The 22,939-nt window shown below is 68.6% G+C and carries 16 protein-coding genes; 14 read left to right on the forward strand and 2 right to left on the reverse strand.

The window, feature by feature from the left end:
• Positions 1-197: 197 nt before the first annotated feature.
• The 6 genes from AB0L71_RS28625 to AB0L71_RS28650 all read left to right on the forward strand — a co-directional run bounded on the left by AB0L71_RS28625 (position 198) and on the right by AB0L71_RS28650 (position 8,633).
• Entirely contained in the window at positions 198-1,394 is a 1,197-nt protein-coding gene (locus AB0L71_RS28625; RefSeq protein WP_365248286.1) for an ROK family transcriptional regulator, read from the forward strand.
• A 168-nt stretch (positions 1,395-1,562) separates the two neighbouring features.
• Positions 1,563-2,606: a substrate-binding domain-containing protein gene (locus AB0L71_RS28630; RefSeq protein WP_365248420.1), complete on the forward strand. Its 1,044-nt coding sequence runs from the start codon at positions 1,563-1,565 to the stop codon at positions 2,604-2,606.
• A 150-nt stretch (positions 2,607-2,756) separates the two neighbouring features.
• A complete protein-coding gene (locus tag AB0L71_RS28635; protein WP_365248287.1) occupies positions 2,757-3,551 on the forward strand; it encodes an ATP-binding cassette domain-containing protein in 795 nt (264 codons plus the stop codon).
• The gene (locus AB0L71_RS28640) at positions 3,548-4,846 is read left to right on the forward strand and encodes a sugar ABC transporter permease (protein ID WP_365248288.1); all 1,299 of its coding nucleotides are present in this window, start codon (positions 3,548-3,550) and stop codon (positions 4,844-4,846) included. Before AB0L71_RS28635 ends, AB0L71_RS28640 begins: the two co-directional genes overlap by 4 nt.
• Before the next feature lie 169 nt (positions 4,847-5,015).
• On the forward strand, positions 5,016-6,938 hold the full coding sequence (gene dxs / locus AB0L71_RS28645) for a 1-deoxy-D-xylulose-5-phosphate synthase (RefSeq protein WP_365248289.1): 1,923 nt from the start codon (positions 5,016-5,018) through the stop codon (positions 6,936-6,938).
• Between the two features lie 183 nt (positions 6,939-7,121).
• Positions 7,122-8,633 carry an amino acid permease gene (locus AB0L71_RS28650; RefSeq protein ID WP_365248291.1) on the forward strand — a complete coding sequence of 504 codons (1,512 nt, stop codon included), beginning with the start codon at positions 7,122-7,124 and terminating at the stop codon, positions 8,631-8,633.
• Here the strand turns inward: AB0L71_RS28650 and AB0L71_RS28655 are convergent.
• Both AB0L71_RS28655 and AB0L71_RS28660 read right to left on the reverse strand, forming a co-directional pair.
• The gene (locus tag AB0L71_RS28655; protein ID WP_365248293.1) at positions 8,608-9,036 is read right to left on the reverse strand and encodes an NTP pyrophosphohydrolase; all 429 of its coding nucleotides are present in this window, start codon (positions 9,034-9,036) and stop codon (positions 8,608-8,610) included. The genes AB0L71_RS28650 and AB0L71_RS28655 overlap by 26 nt on opposite strands.
• 39 nt (positions 9,037-9,075) lie before the next feature.
• Positions 9,076-10,161 carry an LCP family protein gene (locus AB0L71_RS28660; protein WP_365248422.1) on the reverse strand — a complete coding sequence of 362 codons (1,086 nt, stop codon included), beginning with the start codon at positions 10,159-10,161 and terminating at the stop codon, positions 9,076-9,078.
• Positions 10,162-10,355: 194 nt separating this feature from the next.
• Here AB0L71_RS28660 and galE point away from each other — a divergent pair, with 194 nt between their 5' ends.
• The 8 genes from galE to AB0L71_RS28700 all read left to right on the forward strand — a co-directional run bounded on the left by galE (position 10,356) and on the right by AB0L71_RS28700 (position 22,897).
• Positions 10,356-11,366, forward strand: coding sequence for a UDP-glucose 4-epimerase GalE (galE, locus tag AB0L71_RS28665; protein ID WP_365248295.1), 1,011 nt, complete (start codon positions 10,356-10,358; stop codon positions 11,364-11,366).
• 83 nt (positions 11,367-11,449) lie between these two features.
• Positions 11,450-12,547, forward strand: a complete 1,098-nt coding sequence (locus AB0L71_RS28670; protein WP_365248297.1) for a hypothetical protein — start codon at positions 11,450-11,452, stop codon at positions 12,545-12,547.
• A complete protein-coding gene (locus AB0L71_RS28675) occupies positions 12,544-14,073 on the forward strand; it encodes a hypothetical protein (protein ID WP_365248299.1) in 1,530 nt (509 codons plus the stop codon). The genes AB0L71_RS28670 and AB0L71_RS28675 overlap by 4 nt, the downstream gene beginning before the upstream one ends.
• A gap of 181 nt (positions 14,074-14,254) precedes the next feature.
• Positions 14,255-15,493, forward strand: coding sequence for a CDP-alcohol phosphatidyltransferase family protein (locus AB0L71_RS28680; RefSeq protein ID WP_365248301.1), 1,239 nt, complete (start codon positions 14,255-14,257; stop codon positions 15,491-15,493).
• Positions 15,490-20,046 (forward strand): glycosyltransferase, encoded by a 4,557-nt coding sequence (locus AB0L71_RS28685; RefSeq protein ID WP_365248303.1) that lies wholly within the window; start codon positions 15,490-15,492, stop codon positions 20,044-20,046. Before AB0L71_RS28680 ends, AB0L71_RS28685 begins: the two co-directional genes overlap by 4 nt.
• On the forward strand, positions 20,036-20,839 hold the full coding sequence (locus tag AB0L71_RS28690; protein ID WP_365248305.1) for a rhamnogalacturonan acetylesterase: 804 nt from the start codon (positions 20,036-20,038) through the stop codon (positions 20,837-20,839). The genes AB0L71_RS28685 and AB0L71_RS28690 overlap by 11 nt, the downstream gene beginning before the upstream one ends.
• Before the next feature lie 13 nt (positions 20,840-20,852).
• Entirely contained in the window at positions 20,853-21,596 is a 744-nt protein-coding gene (locus AB0L71_RS28695; RefSeq protein WP_365248307.1) for a hypothetical protein, read from the forward strand.
• Between the two features lie 152 nt (positions 21,597-21,748).
• Positions 21,749-22,897: a phosphodiester glycosidase family protein gene (locus tag AB0L71_RS28700; RefSeq protein ID WP_365248309.1), complete on the forward strand. Its 1,149-nt coding sequence runs from the start codon at positions 21,749-21,751 to the stop codon at positions 22,895-22,897.
• Positions 22,898-22,939 lie beyond the last annotated feature (42 nt).

The following is a 22,939-nucleotide window of genomic DNA, read 5'->3' on the forward strand; positions in this document are numbered from 1 at the left end:
CCCATCGAGGTGCGGCACACGGGGGTTGTCGGCGCCCCAGAGACGCCCCGCCCGTCGCGCATGCGCGACGGGCGGTTCGTCTCTGTGGAGGGGCGCTCATCCGGGGCTTCGCACGCTCAAGGTCTTGACGAAGAGTGTCACAAAACGTTCAGCTTAGAGTTCACATGTTGGAGAAAACGGCAGGAGTGAGAGAGTCCATGGAGACTCCGGGGTCGCAGACATCACTGCATCGCGCCAACCTCGAGCGGGTCGTGCGCGCGGTACGCATGGCCGGCTCGCTCACCCAGGCGGAGATCGCCCGGAGCACCGGCCTGTCGGCGGCCACCGTCTCCAACATCGTTCGCGAACTGAAGGACGGCGGCACGGTCGAGGTCACCCCCACGTCCGCGGGTGGCCGCCGGGCCCGCAGCGTCTCGCTCAGCGGCGACGCGGGCATCGTGATCGGCGTCGACTTCGGGCACACGCATCTGAGGGTGGCGGTCGGCAACCTCGCCCACCAGGTGCTGGCCGAGGAGTCCGAACCGCTCGACGTCGACGCCTCGGCCGCGGAGGGGTTCGGCCGGGCCGAGCGGCTGGTCAAACGGCTCATCGAAGCGACCGGGGTCAGCCCGGGCAAGGTCATCGGGGTCGGCCTCGGTGTTCCCGGCCCGATCGACGTGGAGTCCGGCACGCTGGGCTCCACGTCGATCCTGCCGGGCTGGACGGGCATCAACCCCGGCGAGGAGCTCGCGGCTCGCCTCGGCGTGCCGGTGTACGTCGACAACGACGCCAACCTCGGCGCGCTCGGCGAGCTGGTCTGGGGGAGCGGGCGCGGGGTCAAGGACCTCGCCTACATCAAGGTCGCCAGCGGGGTCGGCGCCGGTCTGATGATCGACGGTCACATCTACCGGGGGCCGGGCGGTACGGCCGGCGAGATCGGGCACATCACGCTCGACGAATCGGGCCCGGTGTGCCGGTGCGGCAACCGGGGATGCCTGGAGACGTTCACGGCCGCGCGGTACGTCCTGCCGCTGCTCACGCCCACGCACGGGCCCGACCTCACCATGGAACGGGTGGTCCAGCTGGCCCGCGGCGGCGATCCGGGCTGCCGCCGGGTGATCGCGGACGTCGGGCGGTACATCGGCAGTGGCGTGGCCAACCTCTGCAATCTGCTCAACCCCAGCCGGGTGGTGCTCGGTGGTTCGCTCGCCGAGGCGGGCGAGCTGGTGCTCGGCCCGATACGCGACTCGGTCTCCCGCTACGCCATTCCCAGCGCCGCCCGGCAGTTGTCGGTGCTGCCCGGGGCGCTCGGCGGCCGGGCCGAGGTGCTGGGGGCGCTGGCCCTGGTGCTGAGCGAGATGGGGGATTCGACCCTCCTGGAGAGCACGCTGTCAACCGCCCCTTCACTTAGATAAGGCATGGCACCGTTGTCGTCTCGTTAATGATTTATTACTTGACGCTGACGCCGCGGCCGCGTTGACTTCCAGTCACCTCGGCCGCACCCCTTGCGGCCGCGTCAGGGAGGCATACCCGAAGTGAATGCAACGACGCGACGCATCGTGATAGTCACAGCCGCTCTGTCCATGGCCGTCTCGCTCGCCGCCTGCGGCAAGGCGGGCGACGACGGGAACTCCGGCGGTGACGGCAAGACCATCGGTCTGCTGCTTCCGGAGAACAAGACCACGCGTTACGAGACGTTCGACCGCCCGATCATCGAGGCGAAGGTCAAGGCGCTCTGCGCCGACTGCACGATCAAGTACAACAACGCCGCACAGGACAGCGAGAACCAGAAGAAGCAGTTCGACGCGCTGGTCACCCAGGGCGTCAAGGTCATCATCCTGGACTCCGTGGACTACAAGGCCACCAAGTCCTGGGTGCAGCAGGCGGACAAGAAGGGCGTCAAGGTCGTCGCGTACGACCGACTGGCCGAGGGGCCGATCTCCGCGTACGTGTCCTACGACAACGAGAAGATCGGCCGGCTCCAGGGCGAGGCCCTGGTCAAGGCGCTCGGTGCCAAGGCCGCGGACAGCAACGTGGTGATGATCAACGGGTCGCCCACCGACCCGAACGCCCCGTTCTTCAAGAAGGGCGCCCACAGCGTCCTGGACACCCAGGTCAAGAAGGTCGTCTACGAGCAGGACATCCCGGACTGGTCGCCGGACGAGGCCAACAAGAAGATGGGCGCCGCCATCGACTCCCTGGGGAAGAACGGCTTCCAGGGCGTCTACTCGGCCAACGACGGCATGGCGGGCGGCATCATCACCGCCCTCAACAAGCAGGGCGTCAAGGTCCCCGTCGGCGGCCAGGACGCCGAACTCGCGGGCCTGCAGCGCATCCTCAAGGGCGACCAGGCCTTCACGATCTACAAGCAGATCAAGCCGGAGGCCGAGACCACCGCCGAGATCGCGGTCAAGCTCCTCAAGGGCGAGGCGTTCGACTCCCTGGCCCCGATCAAGGTCGACAGCCTCTCGGGCGAGTTCACGGGGATTCCGTCCAAGCTGTACGACGCACAGATCGTGACGAAGGAGAACGTCGCCTCCACGATCATCGCGGACCAGGTCTACAAGGCCGAGGAGATCTGCACCCCCGAGTACCAGGCGGCCTGTCAGGCAGCCGGCATCGGGTAACACCCGCACGCAGCATCCGGAAACGCCTGCCGGTCCGGCAGGCCACCAGCCGGTCCGGCCCCCGCCCCGTCCAACGCCCCGCACACAGGGGAGGGGGCCGGACTTTCCTCCTGCACCCTGCAGATCCCCGCCGGTCAGGCGGCGAAGGAGATGATTCGGATGTCCGCTGCGCCCGTGCTGGCGTTGCGCGGAATCTCCAAGCGGTTCGGCGCCGTCCAGGCGCTCACCGATGTGGACCTGGAGATTCACTCCGGCGAGGTGGTCGCCCTGGTCGGCGACAACGGCGCCGGCAAGTCGACCCTCGTCAAGACCATTTCGGGTGTCCACCCGATCGATGAAGGTGCCATCGAGTGGCAGGGCGCGCCGGTCCGGATCAACCGGCCGAACGACGCCCAGGAGCTCGGAGTCGCCACCGTCTACCAGGACCTGGCCCTCTGCGACAACCTCGACGTCGTCGCCAACCTCTTCCTCGGCAGCGAGCTGCGCAGGGCCTCCGTTCTCGACGAGATCGCGATGGAACGGCGTGCCAAGGAACTGCTCGACACCCTGTCCATCCGGATCCCGAGCGTCCGCATCCCGGTCGCCGCCCTGTCGGGAGGTCAGCGCCAAGTCGTCGCCATCGCCCGTGCGTTGATCGGCGACCCCGAGGTCGTCATCCTGGACGAACCGACCGCGGCCCTCGGCGTCGAGCAGACCGCCCAGGTTCTCGACCTCGTGGAGCGCCTGCGCGAGCGCGGCCACGGAGTCATCCTCATCAGCCACAACATGGCCGACGTACGGGCCGTCGCGGACCGGGTCGCGGTCCTCCGCCTGGGCCGCAACAACGGCTTCTTCGACGTCGCGAGCACCTCCCACGAAGAGATCATCGCCGCGATCACCGGCGCCACGGACAATGCCGTCACACGTCGTCAGGCGCGCACGGCCACAAAGGAGGTGGCGAAGTGAGCGACCTCGCCAGCACCCCCGCGACCCCCGCCGAGCAGCCCGCCCCCGAGCCGTCGGCGGCACCCGCACCCGCGGTCGACCCACGGCTCCTGATACGTGAGGAGGGCTTCGCCGGCTACTGGTCGGAGTTCGTCCGGAAGGTGCGCGGCGGCGAACTCGGCTCGCTGCCCGTCCTGGTGGGGCTGATCGTCATCGCGATCGTCTTCCAGTTCCAGAACAGCAACTTCCTCTCCGCGAGCTCCGTCGCCAACATCGCCGTCTACAGCTCCGGCCTCGGCATCATGGCGGTCGGCATCGTCTTCGTCCTGCTGCTCGGCGAGATCGACCTCTCGGTCGGTTCCGTCGCGGGCGTCGGCGCGGCCGTCTGGGCCGTGCTGAACGTCAATCACGGCTGGAACGAGTGGCCGGCGATCATCGTCGCGGTGCTCTGCGGGACGGCTCTCGGCGCCCTGCACGGTTTCTTCTTCGCCAAGATCGGTGTACCGGCGTTCGTCGTCACCCTGGCGGGCTTCCTCGGCTGGAGCGGCTTCCAGGAGTGGCTGATGGGCAAGGAGGGCTCGATCAACACGCCCTCCGGCAGCACCGTCGAGAACCTCACGAACTACTTCTTCGCCGACAAGGCCGCCGGTTACGGGCTCGCCCTGGTCGCCGTGCTGGCCTACGCCGCCTCCCTCCTGGTGGAGAGCAGGCGCCGCAGGGCCGCGAACCTGCCTGCCCGCCCGGTCACCGAGGTCGTGCTGCGCACCGGTGTCATCGCGGTCCTGTGCTTCGTCGTCGCGTACGTCCTGAACGAGCCCGAGGGCGCCCGCGGTCTGCCGCTGGCCCTGGTGCTGTTCCTCGCCGTGCTGGTCGTCGCGGACTTCGTCGCCAGGCGCACCACCTTCGGGCGGCAGGTCTTCGCGGTCGGCGGCAACCCGGAGGCGGCACGCCGCGCCGGTATCGATGTCGACCGGGTCCGGATCATCGTCTTCGCCCTGTCCGGCACCCTGGGCGCCTTCGGCGGCCTGTTCATCGCCAGCCTCTCCGGCGGTGCGACCAAGAGTGTCGGCGGCGGGAACACTCTGATGCTGGTCATCGCCGCGGCGGTGATCGGTGGCACCAGCCTCTTCGGCGGCCGGGGCAAGGTCTGGTCGGCGCTGCTCGGCATGATCGTGATCCAGTCGATCCAGCAGGGCCTGAACATGATCGGTATGGCCAATGCCATCCAGTACATGATCACCGGTGCGGTGCTGCTGGCCGCCGTCGTCATCGACTCGGTCTCCCGCCGCACCCAGAAGACCGCGGGCCGCGCCTGATCCTTCCCTGTGTTACCCCGTGTCCGGCGCCCCGGTCCAGGCGCCGGACACCGTCATATACGGCCGGCGGGTGGGGCAGCACACCCCGCCCGATGCCTGCGGACGGGGACGGAACATTAGACTCATCGGATCGGCACGCTCGACCAGCTCGAAACGCAAGGAGGCACGGGTGGCTCTGCTTACCCGCATCGGAGGACCGCGTGACCTGGACCGGCTCACGCCCGAGCAGCTGGACCAGCTCGCCGAAGAGATCCGGACCTTCCTCGTCGACGCCGTCTCGAAGACCGGTGGCCACCTGGGCCCGAACCTGGGTGTGGTCGAGCTGACCATCGCCCTGCACCGGGTCTTCGAGTCACCGAAGGACAAGGTGCTGTTCGACACCGGCCACCAGAGCTATGTGCACAAGCTCCTCACCGGCCGGCAGGACTTCTCCAGGCTCAAGAGCAAGGGCGGCCTGTCCGGCTACCCCTCCCGCGCCGAGTCCGAGCACGACGTCATCGAGAACTCGCACGCCTCCACCGTGCTCGGCTGGGCCGACGGCCTCGCCAAGGCCAACGAGGTCCTGGGCAGGAACGACCACGTCGTCGCCGTCATCGGGGACGGCGCGCTCACCGGTGGCATGGCCTGGGAGGCGCTGAACAACATCGCCGCCGCCAAGGACCGCCCGCTGGTCATCGTCGTCAACGACAACGAGCGCTCCTACGCCCCGACCATCGGCGGCCTCGCCAACCACCTCGCGACCCTGCGTACCACCGACGGCTACGAGCGCTTCCTGGCCCGCGGCAAGGACATCCTCGAGCGGACCCCTGTCGTCGGCAAACCGCTGTACGAGACGCTGCACGGCGCCAAGAAGGGGCTGAAGGACTTCATCGCCCCGCAGGGCCTGTTCGAGGACCTCGGCCTGAAGTACGTCGGCCCGATCGACGGCCACGACATCGAGGCCCTGGAGTCCGCGCTCCAGCGCGCCAAGCGCTTCCGCGGGCCCGTCATCGTGCACTGCCTCACCGAGAAGGGGCGCGGCTACACCCCCGCCCTGCTCGACGAGGCCGATCGCTTCCACGCCGTGGGCAAGATCCACCCCGACACCGGCCTTCCGGTCGCCGACTCGGGCCTCGACTGGACCTCCGTCTTCGGCGAGGAGATGGTCAAGCTCGGCAAGGAGCGCGAGGACATCGTCGCGATCACCGCGGCCATGCTCCAGCCGGTCGGCCTGACCGGGTTCGAGAAGGCGTTCCCGGACCGGATCTACGACGTCGGCATCGCCGAGCAGCACGGCGCGGTCTCCGCGGCCGGCCTCGCCACCGGCGGACTGCACCCCGTGTTCGCGGTGTACGCCACCTTCCTCAACCGCGCCTTCGACCAGGTCCTGATGGATGTCGCCCTGCACAAGTGCGGTGTGACCTTCGTCCTGGACCGGGCCGGTGTCACCGGTACCGACGGGGCCTCGCACAACGGCATGTGGGACATGTCGATCCTGCAGTGCGTGCCCACGCTCCGGATCGCCGCCCCGCGCGACGCCGACCAGGTCCGCGCCCAGCTGCGCGAGGCCGTCGAGGTCGACGACGCGCCGACCGTGGTCCGCTTCTCCAAGGGTGCCGTCGGCCCGGCGGTCAAGGCCGTCGGAAGGGTCGGCGGCATGGACGTCCTGCGGGAACCCGGCACCGACCGGCCGGACGTCCTTCTGGTCTCCGTCGGTGCGCTCGCCCCGATGTGCCTGGAGATCGCCGGTCTGCTGGACGCCCAGGGCATCTCGACGACCGTCGTCGACCCGCGCTGGGTCAAGCCGGTCGACGAGGCCATGGCCCCGCTCGCCGAGCGGCACCGGGTCGTCGTCACCGTCGAGGACAACAGCAGGGCAGGAGGCGTCGGCTCCGCCGTCGCCCAGGCGCTGCGCGACGCCGGAGTGGACGTGCCGCTGCGGGACTTCGGTATCCCGCCGCGCTTCCTCGACCACGCCTCCCGCGCGGAGGTGCTCGCCGAGATCGGGCTGACCGCACCGGACATCGCCCGCCAGGTCACCGGCCTGGTCGCCAAGCTGGACGGCGGAGCGGGGTCGGACTCCGCCGAGGTGATCGAGCCCGTCCGCGACTGACCGGCGCGGTCCGGTCCCGACGGCCGGCACCCTCTGCCGCCGATGGGCCGGTCGACCCACCCCGTACGGGTGGTTCGACCGGCCCGTTCGCGTGAAATCGCCCGGTATGCGGCACCTTGTCCACTGTGCCCTCCGCGTCGCCCCCGATCATGGCGTCCACGACGAGTGCGTGGAGGTACGCCGGTGACTGCCCAGCGGGACACACCACCCAGCAGAGATGGACTGTTCCGGACAAAGTCGGTCGAACAGTCCATCCGTGACACCGAGGAGCCGGAACACGCGCTCAGGAAGTCCCTCTCCGCGCTGGATCTCACGGTCTTCGGAGTGGGCGTCATCATCGGCACCGGCATCTTCGTGCTCACCGGCAAGGTCGCCAAGGAGACCGCGGGCCCTTCCACCGCCCTCGCCTTCGTGGTGGCGGGCATCGTCTGCGCCCTGGCCGCGCTCTGCTACGCCGAGTTCGCCTCCACCGTCCCGGTCGCCGGCTCCGCCTACACCTTCTCGTACGCCTCGCTCGGCGAGCTGGTCGCCTGGATCATCGGCTGGGACCTGGTGCTGGAGTTCGCCCTGGGCACGGCGGTGGTGGCGGTCGGCTGGTCCGGCTATGTCCGCTCACTGCTGAGCAGCATCGGCTGGAACCTGCCCGGGGTGCTCTCCGGGACCGACGCGACGAAAGGATTCGGCTTCGACATCCTGGCCTTCGTGCTGGTGCTCGTCCTGTCCTTCGTCCTGGTGCTCGGCATGAAGCTCTCGGCCCGGGTCACCTCGATCGTGGTCGCCATCAAGATCGTCGTCGTCCTGATCGTGATCATCGCGGGAGCGTTCTTCGTCAAGGCGAGCAACTACACCCCCTTCATCCCCCCGGCGAAGCCGCAGCCGGCCGGCTCCGGACTCACCGCGACGCTGACCCAGGAGCTCTTCGGCTACGCGCCCACCAACTTCGGTCTCATGGGCATCTTCACCGCCGCCTCCATCGTCTTCTTCGCCTTCATCGGCTTCGACGTGGTGGCGACCGCCGCCGAGGAGACGAAGTTCCCGCAACGTGACGTGCCCCGCGGCATCCTCGCGTCGCTCTTCATCTGCACCGTGCTCTATGTCGGCGTGTCGCTGGTGGTCACGGGCATGGAGCACTACACCGAACTGTCGGTCGAGGCCCCGCTTGCCGATGCCTTCAAGGCCGTCGGCCAGCCCGTCTACGCCGGACTGATCAGCTTCGGCGCCGCGATCGGGCTCACCACGGTCTGCCTCATCCTGCTCCTCGGACAGACCCGGGTGTTCTTCGCGATGAGCCGCGACGGGCTGCTCCCGCGGTTCTTCTCCGTGACGCACCCCCGCTTCCGCACCCCGTACCGCCCGACCATTCTGCTCGGCGTGGTCATCGCGATCGTCGCGGGATTCACCAGCATCAACGAACTGGCGGCGCTGGTGAACATCGGCACGCTCTTCGCGTTCGTCGTGGTGGCCCTGGGTGTCCTGGTGCTGCGCCGCACCCGTCCCGATCTGCACCGCGCGTTCCGCACACCGTGGGTGCCGCTGATCCCGGTCCTCTCGGTGGCCGCCTCGGTCTGGCTGATGCTCAATCTGCCGGTCGAGACCTGGCTGCGGTTCATCCTCTGGATGGCCCTCGGTGTGGTCATCTACTTCGCGTACGGGCGCAGGCACAGCGGGCTCAACGAGCCCGTCGGCCGCCCGTAGACCCGTCGGCGCGCGGCGGCCGTACCGTCCGCGGGCCCACGCACCGCGCCCCGTACGCCTCCACCCGCCGCCGCAGCTCCCGATCGGCGGTGACGACGACACAACTGCGGGCCGCCGGACGGGACATTTCCGCGGCGACCAGTTCGACGATCCGGTCGTCACCGCTGCCCGGCGCCGGTTCCACCCGTACGCCAGGAACCGGCTCGACATCGCGGGCCACGCCCTCGACGACCAGGACCAGTTCGACGGGCCCGGGAAAGGTGTCCTGCTCCTCGGCGGCGAGCGGGACCAGCGCGTCCCGCAGTCGTAGGGTCGCGCCGCGCCGGTCCCGCCACCACCCGTCCGGTACCGACCCGACCGTGTTGGCCGCGTCGACGATCACCAGGGTCGGTTCGTTGCGCATCCCCGAAGGGTGGCATGGGTCCACCGGGGCCGGGGCCCGTCAGCCGCCGGTGGCGGGGGACTTCTTCGCGGACTCCGGGATCGTGGCATCCTCGCGGATCGCCTTCCACAAGGTGTTCGCCTGAGGCTGCGCCGCCACGACCCGGTTCGGATCGACCTTGTCGTACGCCACCGGGAGCATGATCGTCTCCATCGAGGCGGGATCGACGCCCTTCATGGACCGGGCGAACTTCGACAGCGAGGTCAGCGAGGCGAGACCGTCGTCGGTCGTCAGTGACTTGGTCGCCGAGTTGGCGATCCGGTACGTGTTCGTCGGGCTGCTCAGCAGGTCCTGCGACTTGACCTCGCTCAGCAGCGCCAGCAGGAACTGCTGCTGCAGCCCGATGCGGCCGAGGTCGCTGCCGTCGCCGATGCCGTGCCGGGTGCGTACGTACGCCAGCGACTGGGTGCCGTCGAGCCTGTGCTCTCCCGCGGTGAGGTCGAGGCCGGAGGACTTGTCGTGGATGTCCTGCGGAACGTCGACGGTGACGCCGCCGATCGCGTCGACCAGGTCCTTGAACCCCGCGAAGTTGATCTCCAGATAGTGGTCGATCCGGACCTTCGACATCGCCTCGACGGTCTTGACCACACAGGCCGGACCGACCTGTGAGTAGACGGAGTTGAACATCACGCGGTTCGCCGACGGCACGGTCGAACCGTCGGCCTTGGTGCACTCCGGCCTGGTCACCAGGGTGTCCCGGGGTATCGATATGGCGACGGCCCTGGTGCGGCCCTCGGGAATGTGCACCACCATCGCGGTGTCGGACCGGGCGCCGCTGACGTTGCCGCCGCCTCCCAGCTCCTTGTTCTCGGCACCGGCCCGGGAGTCGGAACCGAGGACCAGCAGGTTCTGACCACTGGTCGGCAGCTTCTCGGGGCGGTCGTCCCCGAGTGCCTTGTCGATGTCGACGCCCTTGAGGTTTCCGTCGAGTTTGCTGTAGAGCCAGTAGACCGTGCCACCGCCGGCGAGCAGCAACACGAGCAGGACTCCGAGGGTGATCTTGAGGCCGCGGCGGCGCTTGCGGGGCGCGCCCCTTCGTCCGCTGCTGTGCGAGGCCGGAGAGCTGTCGCCGGTGCCCGTTGTCATGGGGTCGTGGCTCATCGTCGTCGAGTCCTCAATCTCATGGCCCGGCTGGGCGGTGAAGGTGCGTGGGACTCGGGTGGGGGGCGAGGCCGGTCCGTGCATACATGCCTGACCGAGCACTATAGAACAGAGAATCGTTCGAATGTATGTTTTAGTGGCCGGGGTTACGGCCTGCCACCGCGACCTATCATTCGTGCATGACGTGGTTGATTACGGGCGGGGCAGGTTTCATTGGTGCACATGTGGTGCGGGCCATGCGAGAGGCCGGTGAAGAGGTCGTCGTGTACGACGACCTCTCGACGGGAGACCGCTCGCGGATTCCGGCGGACGTGCCGTTCGTCCAGGGATCGACACTCGATGCGGCCCGGCTGCGGCAGACCCTGACGGAATACTCCGTTCACGGTGTGGTCCACCTCGCGGCGAAGAAGCAGGTCGCCGAGTCGGTCGAGCGCCCTCTGTACTACTACCGGGAGAACGTGCACGGTCTGCAGACCCTGCTGGAGGCGGTGGCCGACAGCGATGTGCGCGCCTTCCTGTTCTCGTCCTCGGCGGCCGTCTACGGTATGCCCGACGTACCGCTGGTGACGGAGGACACTCCGTGTGCACCGATCAACCCCTACGGCGAGACCAAACTGGCCGGTGAGTGGATGGTCCGGGCCGCCGGGAAGGCGCACGGCATCACCACCGCCTCCCTGCGGTACTTCAACGTGGCGGGCGCGGCCACACCGCAGCTCGCCGACACCGGGGTCTTCAACCTGGTGCCCATGGTCTTCGAGAAGCTGTCGCAGGGCGCGTCACCGGTCGTCTTCGGCGACGACTACGACACCGGGGACGGCACCTGCGTACGTGACTTCATTCACGTCGACGACATCGCCTCGGCGCATCTCGCAGCGGCCCGCGCACTCCTCGACCGGGAGCCGGGCGCGGACCTGACGGTCAACATCGGCCGCGGCGAGGGCGTCTCGGTGCGCGAGATGATCGAGCTGATCGGCGAGGTGACCGGGTACGCCGCCGAGGCGGCCCCGGTGTCCGCCCCGCGGAGGCCGGGTGACCCGGCCAGGGTCGTCGCGTCCGCCGCCCGGATCCATGCGGAACTGGGCTGGGCCGCCCGGCACGACGCCCGCGAGATGGTGGCGTCGGCGTGGGAGGGCTGGTGCCTCAGGCACCCCGCCGCCCGCCGTACGAATGTGGCGGAAGCACCTGCTTAATCGTTTTTTCGCTTGTCTATGATGGCTCGATCCGGAGCCCCTGCCTCGCACGGGCCTGTTCCCAGGGAGAGTGACGAACAGCGATGCGCAGCGCCTCCCTTCGCGAAGCCGGGCAGCGTAGCGAACCCGCGGCCGCCGCACCGCTCGCCGACGTACGCGGCGGCCCATGGCTGCTGACCGGTCACGACGGCAGAGTGACCGCGTATGTGCACACCGACGGTGCGGTGCTGAGGTGGACGGAGACCACTCCCGGCGGTCCGCGCTGGGACGGACCGGATGTCCTTCCCGCGAAGAACATCACCGATCTCGTGGTGGTGCAGGGGCAGAACAGGTACGCCCATCTGCTGGGACGGCGGGTCCGTCCACGGGCCGACGGCTGGTCGAACGTGGACGTCATGTATGCCACGCAGTACCAGACGGGCCGCCCGATGACGCAGTGGCGCTCGCTGGGCAACCCGTCCAAGGAGATCGCCGAGGCGGTGGAGGCCGGTGTTCCGGCCGCCGCCGTGGCCAGTGACGGCGCGCTGTACGTCTGTGTCCCGACCGGATCCGGGGAAGTGGCCCTGCGCCGCGAGGACACACGGGGCCGGTGGCAGGCATGGAGCCGGCTTCCCGTGGCCGGCACCACCGACGCACCGCTGCCTGCGGCGGCCTCCTCCGGCCTGGTGGAGGTGCTCGTCCCGACCCGTACCGCCGCACTCCATCTGCGGCAGAGCAAGCCCGGCGGCACCCTGGAGCGAGGCCACGACGTTGGCGTGATCCCTCTTCCGGGATCGGTGACCGCTCTGGAGACGGCCCCGGGCCGGCTGACGTACTACCTGACGGACGTGCGGGGTGGCGTTGTCGCCTTCCGCGCGGACAACTGGCCCGTACCGCTGGGCGGCGATCCTGGGGACGGGCACATTGCCGCCCTCCGGACGACGGTGGACGGTTACGACTGCACGGTGCTCGCACTCCGCGGCGCCGACGGCACGGTCCATCTCGGCGTCTGTCCGACCGAGGGCGAGCAGGGCGGAGTGTGGTGGACCGGCACCGGGATGGGCTGTGCCGGCGATCCCGCACTGGCCGCGGATGGTTACGGCCGGGTGGTCGTGGCCGCCGTCGGCCCCGACGGCCGGCCGGCCGTCGCACGGCAGCAGGACGGCGAGGGGCTGACCCTCAGCGACTGGAGGCCGATGTGAGCGCGGCGGCGGCCGAACGGGTCGTGGTGGTCGCTGCGCGCCACCGCGACGCCGTGGCGCTGGTCGCGGCCGAGGAAACCGGTGCGGAGATCGGCGTGCTCTGCGTCGCCGAGGACGACAAGGACGGACGCGCCGCGCTGGACCGGGCGCTTGCGGAAGCCGCACGGCGCGGCTGCCGGGTCCTCGGCGCGCCGAGGACCGTCGGTACGCAGGAGGGCGGCAGCGCGGCGACGCTGCTGCGGGAGCTGCGTGCGCTCCGCCCGCAGCGGGTGCGTCTGCAGGATCCCGATCCGGTCCGTACCGGGTACGACCGTGCACGTGACGTTCCCGTGCACGATGAGCCCGACGCGAACGCTGCCACGGCGCTGGACGCGCTCGCTGCCGCGCGTGAGTACCAGGTGGAGTCGGGGTCCCCGGTCTTCGTGGACTGCCGTCGCGCCGGTGCGGACGAGCGGCTCGGCACCGCATCGACGTTGCGCTATCCGCAGACGACCCACTGGCTCACCGAGGGATTCGACGGCCGGCTCTCCGCCTTCCAGCCCTCGGCGGCCGGGGTGCTGCGTTGGACCCAGACCGAGCGGGGCGGCGCCGCCTGGCAGGGTCCCGAACTGCTTCCCGGCCCGAGGCTGATGCCCGGCCTCCGGGTGGTCCGTGACCTCCAGGGATTCCCGCACCTCTTCGCGCTGCGCCGGACCGGACTCAAGGACGGCGGCGACGACGTCTCGATCGTGCACGCCACCCAGTACCGGACCGGACGTCCCCTCACTCCCTGGCGCTCGCTGGGGAGCCCGAACCCCGGCCACCGGCACAAGAGCCGCGAGGTCGGTTTTCCGGCGGCCGCGTTCGATGCCACGGGTGGTCTCGTCGTGTTCGTACGCAACTTCGGGCACAGCGTCAGCTATCGGTACCAGGGGGCCGACGGGGCCCTGACCCCGTGGGCACACCTGGGAGGCGTCCGCGTGGCGGACGAACTCGTCACCGTCACCACTGCCCAGGGCGAGGTCGAACTCTTCGCGCGGGCACGGGACTCCGCCGCGGTGGTGCGGTGGTACCGCACGGGGCCCGAGGGCACCTGGGTGGAGGACCGGGCCGTGCCGGTCGCGCCCCGTCCGGGATCGATGACGGCCGGACCCGAACCGGGGACGCTCGTCTTCCGCGATCTGCGGACGAACGAGCCGTGTCTCTGGTGGCCGGGCGCGACCGCCCCGGTGCCGCTCGGCGGTACCGACGGCACCGGACCCATCACCGGCGTCCGCGGTGTCGAGGCGGACGGCTGGGCATACTCCCTGCTCATCCGGACCGGTTCCGCGGGTGCCTGTGCTGTCGGGGCGTATGCCGAGGGCAGGGCGGACACGGGTGTGTGGTGGAACGCGCTCGGCGCGGAGTCGACCAGGATGCCTTCGGCTGCCCGGGGGCATACCGGCTTGGTCACGGTGGCGACGTTCACGGCCGGAACACAGTTGACCCTTTCTCACCGAAAGTCACATTCGAGTGGTTTCGACTTCGGGCACTGGTACACAGCGTGACAATTGATCGTCAATCTTGATCATTCTGCGCCAATCTCTCGGTCGAATCCTGTTCAGTTTTTGATAAAGTCTGTGAATCTTCGATGTGAAGGATGCGGGGGTCTCGCGAACAGTCAGACACCCACGACTGCGAACGGTTGGACGGGGGCTTTGTCGCTGTCGTTCTCGTGACTGAGGGGTTATGGCCAAGCTGTCTCTGCGTGCTGTCCAGAAGCTCACCTGCAAGAAGCGTGATGCCTGGTGGACGGTGATCCTGGTCGACCCGGTGGCCACCCGCATGCTCATCGTCATGGCGCGGTTCAAGTTCATCACGCCCAACCGCGTGACCTGGGCGGCACTGTTCGTGGGGCTCGGCTCTGCCGGCTTCTTCCTCAAGGGCGACACGCTGTCCCTCGTCATCGGGGCGGCGCTCTATCACCTGAGCTTCATTCTCGACTGCATCGACGGCAAGCTCGCCAGGCTCAAGGGCAACGGCAGCGTCTTCGGCGGCTGGCTGGATTACGTCTTCGACCGCATCCGCGTCCTGTTCTGCGCCCTCGCCCTGATGGGCGGGCAGTACCTGCGCAACGATGATGAAAGGTTTCTGCTCGCGGCGCTGATGGTCGTCTTCCTCGACATGCTCCGCTACGTCGACGCTCTGCAGATCTACAAGATGCGCATGTCCATGCGTACGAAGATCGAGAAGGTCACCCGTGAACGCAGGGAGGCCGAACTCGCGGCCGCGGGTCTCACGGAGGCGGCGCCCGAGGCGCAGCAGATCCGGTTCATGGAAGACCTGCTGCGGGAAAACCCCGAGGCCGAGGCGGAGACGATCAAGGAGCAGGCGGGCTCCGGCCAGGTCGTCGACCTGCATGCCCAGTTCCGGCACCGCTTCCCCTGGTACCGGAGGGTCCGGCAGGCACTGCTGCGCAGCCGTATCAGGCCGCACCTCATCAGCGGCATCGAGTTCCAGATGTTCGTCTTCATCGTCGGGCCGCTGATCGGGCAGATCCTGTGGACCACGCTGGTATCCGCGATCCTCCTGGGACTTTTCGAGCTGGTCATCATGTACAAGTTCTGGCTCTCCACCCGTGACTTCACCCAGGTGATGGCCGAGCTGAACGAGTCGCCGTCCGAAGCGGGCTCCATCGCCCCTCACCTGCACCGCGGCCGACACCGTCGAGGCGTGCAGGGCGATCCGCTCGCCGACCCGGTGTTCCGGGCCCCGCAGCCCGACGAGGATCCCGGCTTCCAGCCGTATCCCCAGCCCTACCCGACCTACGACCAGCAGGGCTGGACGTCGGTGGATCAGACACAGACCTACGAACAGATTCCGGTGTACGGGTACGACGTTCCGGTTCAGGGACAGCCGTTGTATCCCCCTGCCACCGTTCCGCCGCCGCAGCACGGATACCTGGGCGATCGAGAGGGCGTCGGATGAGCTTCGAGCAGGACACCCCCGACGTCTGGGTGACCGTCGTCATCCCGGCCTACAACGCGGCCACGACGATCGGCAAGGCCCTCCAGTCGGCCGTCAACCAGACCTACGAGCTGGTCGAGGTCGTCATCGTCGACGACGCCTCCACCGACCACACGCTCGATGTCGTCAAGAACTTTGCAGGGAACAACCCTCGTGTCCGGGTGCTGCGCCGCCCCACGAACAGTGGTGGTGTCGGCGCCCCCCGCAACCTGGGCATCGCCCAGGCGGCCGGCCGCTATGTGATGTTCCTCGACGCCGACGACGAGTTGCCGCCCCGCGCCTGCGAACTGCTGCTGGCCGGAGCGCTGGAGTCCGGCAGCGACATCACCGCAGGCAAGGCGGTCCGGGTCAACCGGGCCACCGGCGAGAGCGAGGGCTGGGCCCCCGAGGTGTACGCCATGGGGCGCACCGTGCCCAACCTCGTGGAATTCCCGCTGATGCTCACCGACCCCATCGCGGCGGCGAAGCTGTACAGGGTGGACTTCCTCCGGGACGGCGGGGTCTGGTTCCCCGAGGGCGTCTTCTACGAGGACACGTACTTCTCCACCGTCGCGGGCTGCCTCGCCGAAGGCATCACCGTCATCACGGAGCCGGTGTACCGGTGGATGTGGGAACCCGAGGGCGGCTCGATCACCGGCCGCACGGGCGAGCTGCGCTCCATCAGGGACCGTGTCGCGGTGCACCGCGCCACCGACGCCTTCCTCCTGGACCGCGGCCACTGGCAGCTCAAGGTCCGCAAGGACTCGAAGTTCCTCGCCCACGACCTGCGCCTGTACATGCGAGCGCTCGCGGAGGGCGATCCGGAGTTCCAGCAAGGGTTCGTCGAGATCGCGAGCAACTACCTCTTCTCGATCAGCGAAGAGGCGTTCGAGCTCTGCGACCCGGTCGACCGGGTCCGGGCCTATCTCGTGATGTATCAGGAGATCGAGGCCGCGCTGACCACACTCGACTACGTGCAGCGCAAGAGCGTGCTGTCGTCCTTCCTGGTGGAGGAGGACGGGCGCGTGTACTGGTCGGGCGATCATCTGCACCTGCCGGACGCCCGGCGCATGCTCGACGTGACGGTGCTCGGTCTGTCGGCGGAGAAGCTGGCCCAGGAACCGCTCTTCGCCCAGCTCGACTCATGGACCGTCGACGAGGGGACGTTCCGGTTCGAGGGTGCGCTGCTCAACCGCTTCGGGCGGATCGAGCCCGGCCACGACCTGAAACTGAGCCTCGCCATCCGCAACAGGCACTCCAAGAAGGACGTCACGGTGCCCCTCGCCGGCATCGAGGTCGACGACCGGTTCGTCGACTTCAGCGGCGTGGTCGATCTGCCGTCCGTGCTCGGCGACGAGTTCTCGGAGAGCACCGTCTGGAACGTCTCCGTGATCGTCGAGTGGAACCGCGCCAGGTCCCGGTCCCCGCTCAATGTGCGCGATGTCGAACTCTCCGGCCTGACGTTCACGGCGAACGGGCAGGAGCTGGAGGGCTACCGCACGATCAGCGGCAACCTGGCACTGAGAGAGGCCACGGCCGGGCGCAGGACCTTCGAGTCCGCACAGAACGACCCCGATGCGCCGTGGATGTGGTGGCGCGACAGAAGCCATCCGCCGATCGCCACCCTTGACCACCCGTTCGAAATGGCCGTCGTCGTGCCCTGCTACAACGTCGCCGCCTATCTGGACGACTGCCTCGGCTCGATCGCGGCCCAGGAGGGTTTCGCCGCCACCCAGGTCGTTCTGGTCGACGACGGCGCGACGGACGAGACGCCGCGGATCCTCGACAACTTCGCGCAGCACTACGCGAATGTGACGGTCGTCCACCAGACGAACGGCGGACTCGGGAACGCGCGGAACAACGGCTTGGACCGGGTCACCGCGCCGTACGTCACCTTCCTGGACTCCGACGACATCCTCGGCGAGCGCGCCCTGTCCCTGATGCTGCAGGCGGCGTGGCGAGACGGCTCCGAGGTCGTCATCGGGGACCTGGTGAACTTCCCCGACCGGCCGTACGGTCCCTGGAAGCAGTACTTCGGCCGTGGTGACCGCCGCATCGACGACCTCGCCTCCGTGCCCGACCTGATCTTCAGCGGTTCCGCGTGCAACAAGGTCTTCAGCACCGACCTGTTGCGGCGGCTGGGCGTGCGCTTCGGGGAGGGAGTCCACTTCGAGGACTCCTGGGTGACACTGCCGAGCATGCTCCGGGCGAACGCCATCAGCCTGGTCGACCGGCCGGTGTACTACTACCGTGGGCGTCCCGACGGTTCCTCCATCATGGACTCGCTGTGGAGCAAGCCCGCGAACTACCGGGACCACCTGCGGCTCAACCACTTCCTGCTCGACTACACCGCCGACGAGCGGGCCGCGGTCCGGCACATGTTCCAGCGCTATGTGACGCGTACCTACAAGGGCTTCCTCTGCAACGCCCGTAACGTCATGGGCCGGTCGCAGCTCCAGGAGATGTTCCCGGACATCTGCCGCCACTATGCGCAGATCCCCGACGACGTCATTCTCGAGTACGCGACCAACTCCGCCCAGCAGCTCGACCACTACGCGGCCAAGAGCGGCAACTTCGAGCTCTTCTGCGATCCCGCAGCCGCTCTGGAGAATGCCGCGCCGGCGGTGGAGATCGATGACGACGGCTTCTACCGCACCTTCGACGGGGGTGTTCAGAACACCAGGACCGCCCGCGTCAACGACCCCAACGTCGTGGTGGAATCGGTCCGTACCCGCGACGGCGTGCTGGTCGTGGAAGGGTGCATGGCCTTTCCCGGCATGGACATCAGCGGCCCTTTGGACAACCCCCTGGAGTTCGTCTACCAGACGGCGCACGCCAAGATCGTGGTGCCGCTGCACCAGGTCGCCCGCCGCGACCTGTGGAACTCCCGCAACGGCCGGGACCTGTACGCCGGCTGGTACGCGGAGGTCCCGGTCGCGGACCTCGCGCGCGGCGGCTTCGGCGTCGGCGACTTCCGGCTCCGGGTGCACCGTGTGGACCGGTCGCGGCAGCGCAACGTCATCATGAAGGCGCGTCTTCCGCTGCACCGCCTCAAGGGGCCGGGCCGTATCGCCGGGTACCCCTACATGCTGACCATCGGCGGTCAGGAGACGCTGCATCTGCGTCTCGTCGACCGGGGGATCGGCGCGAGGGCGAAGCACGCCCTGTGGCGGGCGGCCCGTGAGATACGCATTCTCAGGACCCGCAACCCTGGCTGGCGCATGCGCCTGGCGTACTGGCTCGTCCACCCGTTCCTGAACTCGCGCGAGATCTGGCTCATCGGCGAGCGGTCGGACACGGCCCAGGACAACTCGTACCACTTCTTCAAGTGGATGCGGACCCACCGCAAGCGCCGCAAGGCGTACTACGTCATCGACGGAAACTCCCCCGACTATCACAAGGTCGCCCGTTACGGCAGGGTGCTCAAGCTCGGTTCCTTCCGGCACCGGATGTATCTGCTGCATGCGACCAAGCTCATCGGGTCGTACGACTCCGAGTCCTACCTCGTGCCCGAGGGGTACCGGAAGGTGCTCTTCCTGCACCGGTTCGGCGAACTGCTCAGGTACCAGCGTGTGTTCCTGCAGCACGGAGTCATCTACAACGATGTGACCTCCGGGGTCGATCAGCGGATCACCAGTTACGACATGATCGTGACCACGGGGCGCCAGGAGCGCGAATACCTCGCGCACGAGGCGGGCTTCGGCGACCGTGCGGTGCTGGCGGGCCTGCCCCGATTCGACGCACTGAGTCCCGCACCGAGGAAGCGCTCCCGCATTCTGCTCATGCCGACGTGGCGGCAGTGGATCGTGACGGCTTCCTACAAGAAGTCCGCGGGACCCGCCAAGACGGCGTTCACCCAGTCCGAGTACTTCCGCTTCTACCGCTCCCTGCTGGCGGACCGGCGGCTCATCGCGGCCCTGGAACACTTCGGCGTCGACCTGGAATTCTTCCCGCACTACGAGATCCGTCCGTATCTGCATAACTTCCGGATCGATTCCGAAGCGATTGAGGTCGCCGACCCGAAGACACGCAATGTCCAGGAAGCCATGAAGGAGTGCTCCCTCATGGTGACGGACTACTCGTCCGTCTTCTTCGACGTCGCTTACATGGGGATCCCGCTCGTCCACGTGCCCTTCGACGAGGAGGACTTCTACGGGAGGCACTACAAGCGGGGGTACTTCAACCTGACGGAGCACGGCTTCGGCCCGGTCTGCCGCACCGTCGACCAGGCGGTCGACGAGATCATCGCCGCCATGGCCAGGGACTTCACGGTCGAGAGCCCTTACCGGGAGCGTGCCGAGCAGTTCTTCGCGTACCGCGACGACGGCAATTGCGAACGCGTCTACCGGGCGATCGATACGCTGGGGACGGCGAACGCCGCCGACCTCGGCCCCTCGGGACCCGTCGCCGCGTTGCCGATCCCGCGCGCACGGAAGGACCACGAAGTGCTGCGGCGCCTGACCGATGCCGGTGGCACGGCCGTGCACGAGGTGAGCCACGACCCGAACGACGGCAGGTGGGACCGTGCAGTCTGACTGGAGCCTCGACGCGCAGAGACTGCCCTGCAGGATCTTCCTCGCCGGTGACTCGGCGGCAGTGACCCGGGAGGCGAGCAAGGCGCCCATGGCGGGCTGGGGCCAGGTGCTCCACTTCTTCTTCACCTCCGAAGTGGAGGTCGTCAACTGTGCGCGCGCCGGGGCGAGCGCCCGGACCTTCAGCGAACGGGGCCGGCTCGAATGGATCCTGCAGAACCTTCGCCCCGGGGACTATCTGCTCACCTCGTTCGGCATCAATGACGCGAAGCCGGAGGAGTGGCTCCGCACCGAGGCGTACGGCGATTTCCCGCAGTACCTGAGGAAGTTCGTCGACGGGGCGCGGGCATGCAATGCCCACCCGGTGCTGGTCAGCCCGCCCGAACGGGACACCCACGATGTGCACGGCAATATGCCGAGGAGCATCACGGAGTACTCGATGTCGATGAGTGACCTCGCGGCCGAATGCAGCGTGCCGTACATCAATCTCTACGATCAGAGCCACGGGTGGTGGGAGGAGTTGGGACCGGAAGGCGTGCGTCCCTTCTTCATCCACCTCGAACCCCAGGAACATCCGAACTACCCGGATGGCTTCCATGACCCCGGTCACATGACGCCGGAAGGGGCCATCGCGTGTGCGCGCTACGTCGCCTACTCGCTGGTGGAGCAGGGGATCATTCCGCCGCACTGGGCCATCAATCTCGACCGTACGGATTTTCCTCCGGAATGGGTGACCTGGCTCGACGAGGCGGCTCACGCCGAGCTGACCAGGTCGCGCACGGTGGGCTCGAACTGAGAGTCGGACGATCATGAGTACCTTCACCCTGGCCAGACTTCGCAGCGTCCAGCAGGACGATCCCTCGATCGTTGCCCATATGGAGCTCCGGTCCGCCGCGGATCCGCGCCTGCCCGTCCGGCCCGGTCAGCAGATCGACTTCGAATGGCTGCTCACCCCGCAGGGCAACGGGACCCGCTATTACGGGTACCTCATGGCCGACTCGTTCGAATCCGTCGCCACCATGCAGAACATGGCCGGCCTGAGCCTGCTGCCCTCGGGCGACCGGTACGCGACGTCGACGGGGCCCGGCGTCGAGCGCGTCGCCCGGTTCACACTCCGTGTGAACCGGCACGTCGCACCCGATGCCTTCCTCGTCCCCGTCCTGCGCGCCGGCATCATCGCCGACGGCGGAAAGGGACTCACCTCCACCACGTTCTCCTTGAAGGACCACGGCTTCCGGATCGCCGCGCTGCCCCCGCAGGGACGGAGCATGACGGTGGTGCCGGGGCACCGTGGCGTGCTGAGGGACCTCACCGCCGGGCTGGGCGAGGACGTACGGCTGGTCGGTGTCGGCCCCGCCCGGCGTGGGGTGACGAGCGTGGAGGCGGACGGAGCGGTCACGTATCACCCGTTCTCCGGTCAGCGGGGCTACGACTGGTTCGACTACGTGCTCGACCCCGGCGGTGGCCATCTGGTGCGCGGCCGGGTAACGGTCCATGTCGGAGACCTCGGTGCGATACCTGGCGTGCTCGGAGGCCGGACCCCGGGCCGGTGAGTCCGCCCCGGCTCCTTGCCCGATGGTGCGTGGGCCTGCTGGTTCTGGCGGCGGCGGCTTCGGCGTGTACCGGACGTGTCCCCTCGCCGCGCGACGACGCTACCCGCCCCGCGCAGCCGGACGGAGTATGCGGATCCGCAGGGTCGTGCGATGTGGCGGCGGAGCGCATCACGCACCGTCTGGCGGACGGCAAGCGGGTCTCGATCAGCATCCTGACCGTGCGGCAGTCTGCACGCGTCACGGTGGCACCCGTCGTCGGCGACCACCTCGCGACCACCGAGACCGTCGGCCGGATGGCGAAGCAGGCACGAGCCGTCGCCGCCGTGAACGGTTCCTTCTTCGACGCCGCCAAGTCCCCCGCGTTCAGCGGCTATCCGGGAGACCCGCTGGGCATCCTCGTCACTGACGGCGAACTGATCAGCGAGGCGGCGAACGGACGCACCGCGCTGATCCTCCCGGAACCGGGCGCCCCCGCCCGCATCGACGAGGTGCGCTCCGCTCTGCGGCTGTCGGTACCGGACGGAGCGTCACGTGAACTCGACGGCGTCGACCGGGTACCGGGCAGGATCGTCGGCTGCGGAGGCGTGGGGGGCGACCGGCTGGCCGCCACGGGGATGCCGGAGCAGCGGCCCCGCCACAACCAACTCTGCCTGGATGACAGTGAGATCGTCGCCTTCACGCCGGACTGGGGCGTGCATTCCCCACCCGGTGGACCGGGCAGTGTGGAAGCGGTGCTCGACGCGGACGGCCGGGTGACACAGCTCCGCACCCCCGCAGGCGGAGAGATCCCCCGTACCGCCTCCACCCTCGTCGGAGTGGGAGAAGGCGCCGACTGGCTGCGGTCGCACGCGGCACCGGGACAGCCGGTCGCCCGGGACACGAACGTGACGGACACGGCCGGGCGGAACATCCTCGCACCGGGCGTGTCCGTGCTGGGTGCCGGACCCGCACTCCTGCGCCGCGGAAAGGTGTGGATCAACGACGCGGCCAACGGCTTCACGGCCGGTACGGCCGCCGAGCGTCAACCCCGGACGGCGGCCGGGATCAAGAAGGACGGTTCCCTCCTGCTCGTCGTCTTCGACGGCCGTACCTCCGCGAGCGCGGGCGTCACGCTGCGGGAGGCGGCAGTACTCCTGCGCGAACTCGGCGCGGTGGACGCGATGAACCTCGACGGCGGGGGATCGAGCACGATGGTGGTGCGGGACCGGGTGTTCAACCGTCCCGCGGATCCGGGCCGGACCGCCGACCACAGCCAGCGGAAGGTCGCCGTCGCCCTCGCGGTCGTTCCCCGACCGGGCTGATGAGCCGCGCACGACACGAGGAACGGGCCGTACGGAGAACTC

The sequence above is a fragment of the Streptomyces sp. NPDC052052 genome (assembly GCF_040680455.1).
Taxonomy (GTDB): domain Bacteria; phylum Actinomycetota; class Actinomycetes; order Streptomycetales; family Streptomycetaceae; genus Streptomyces.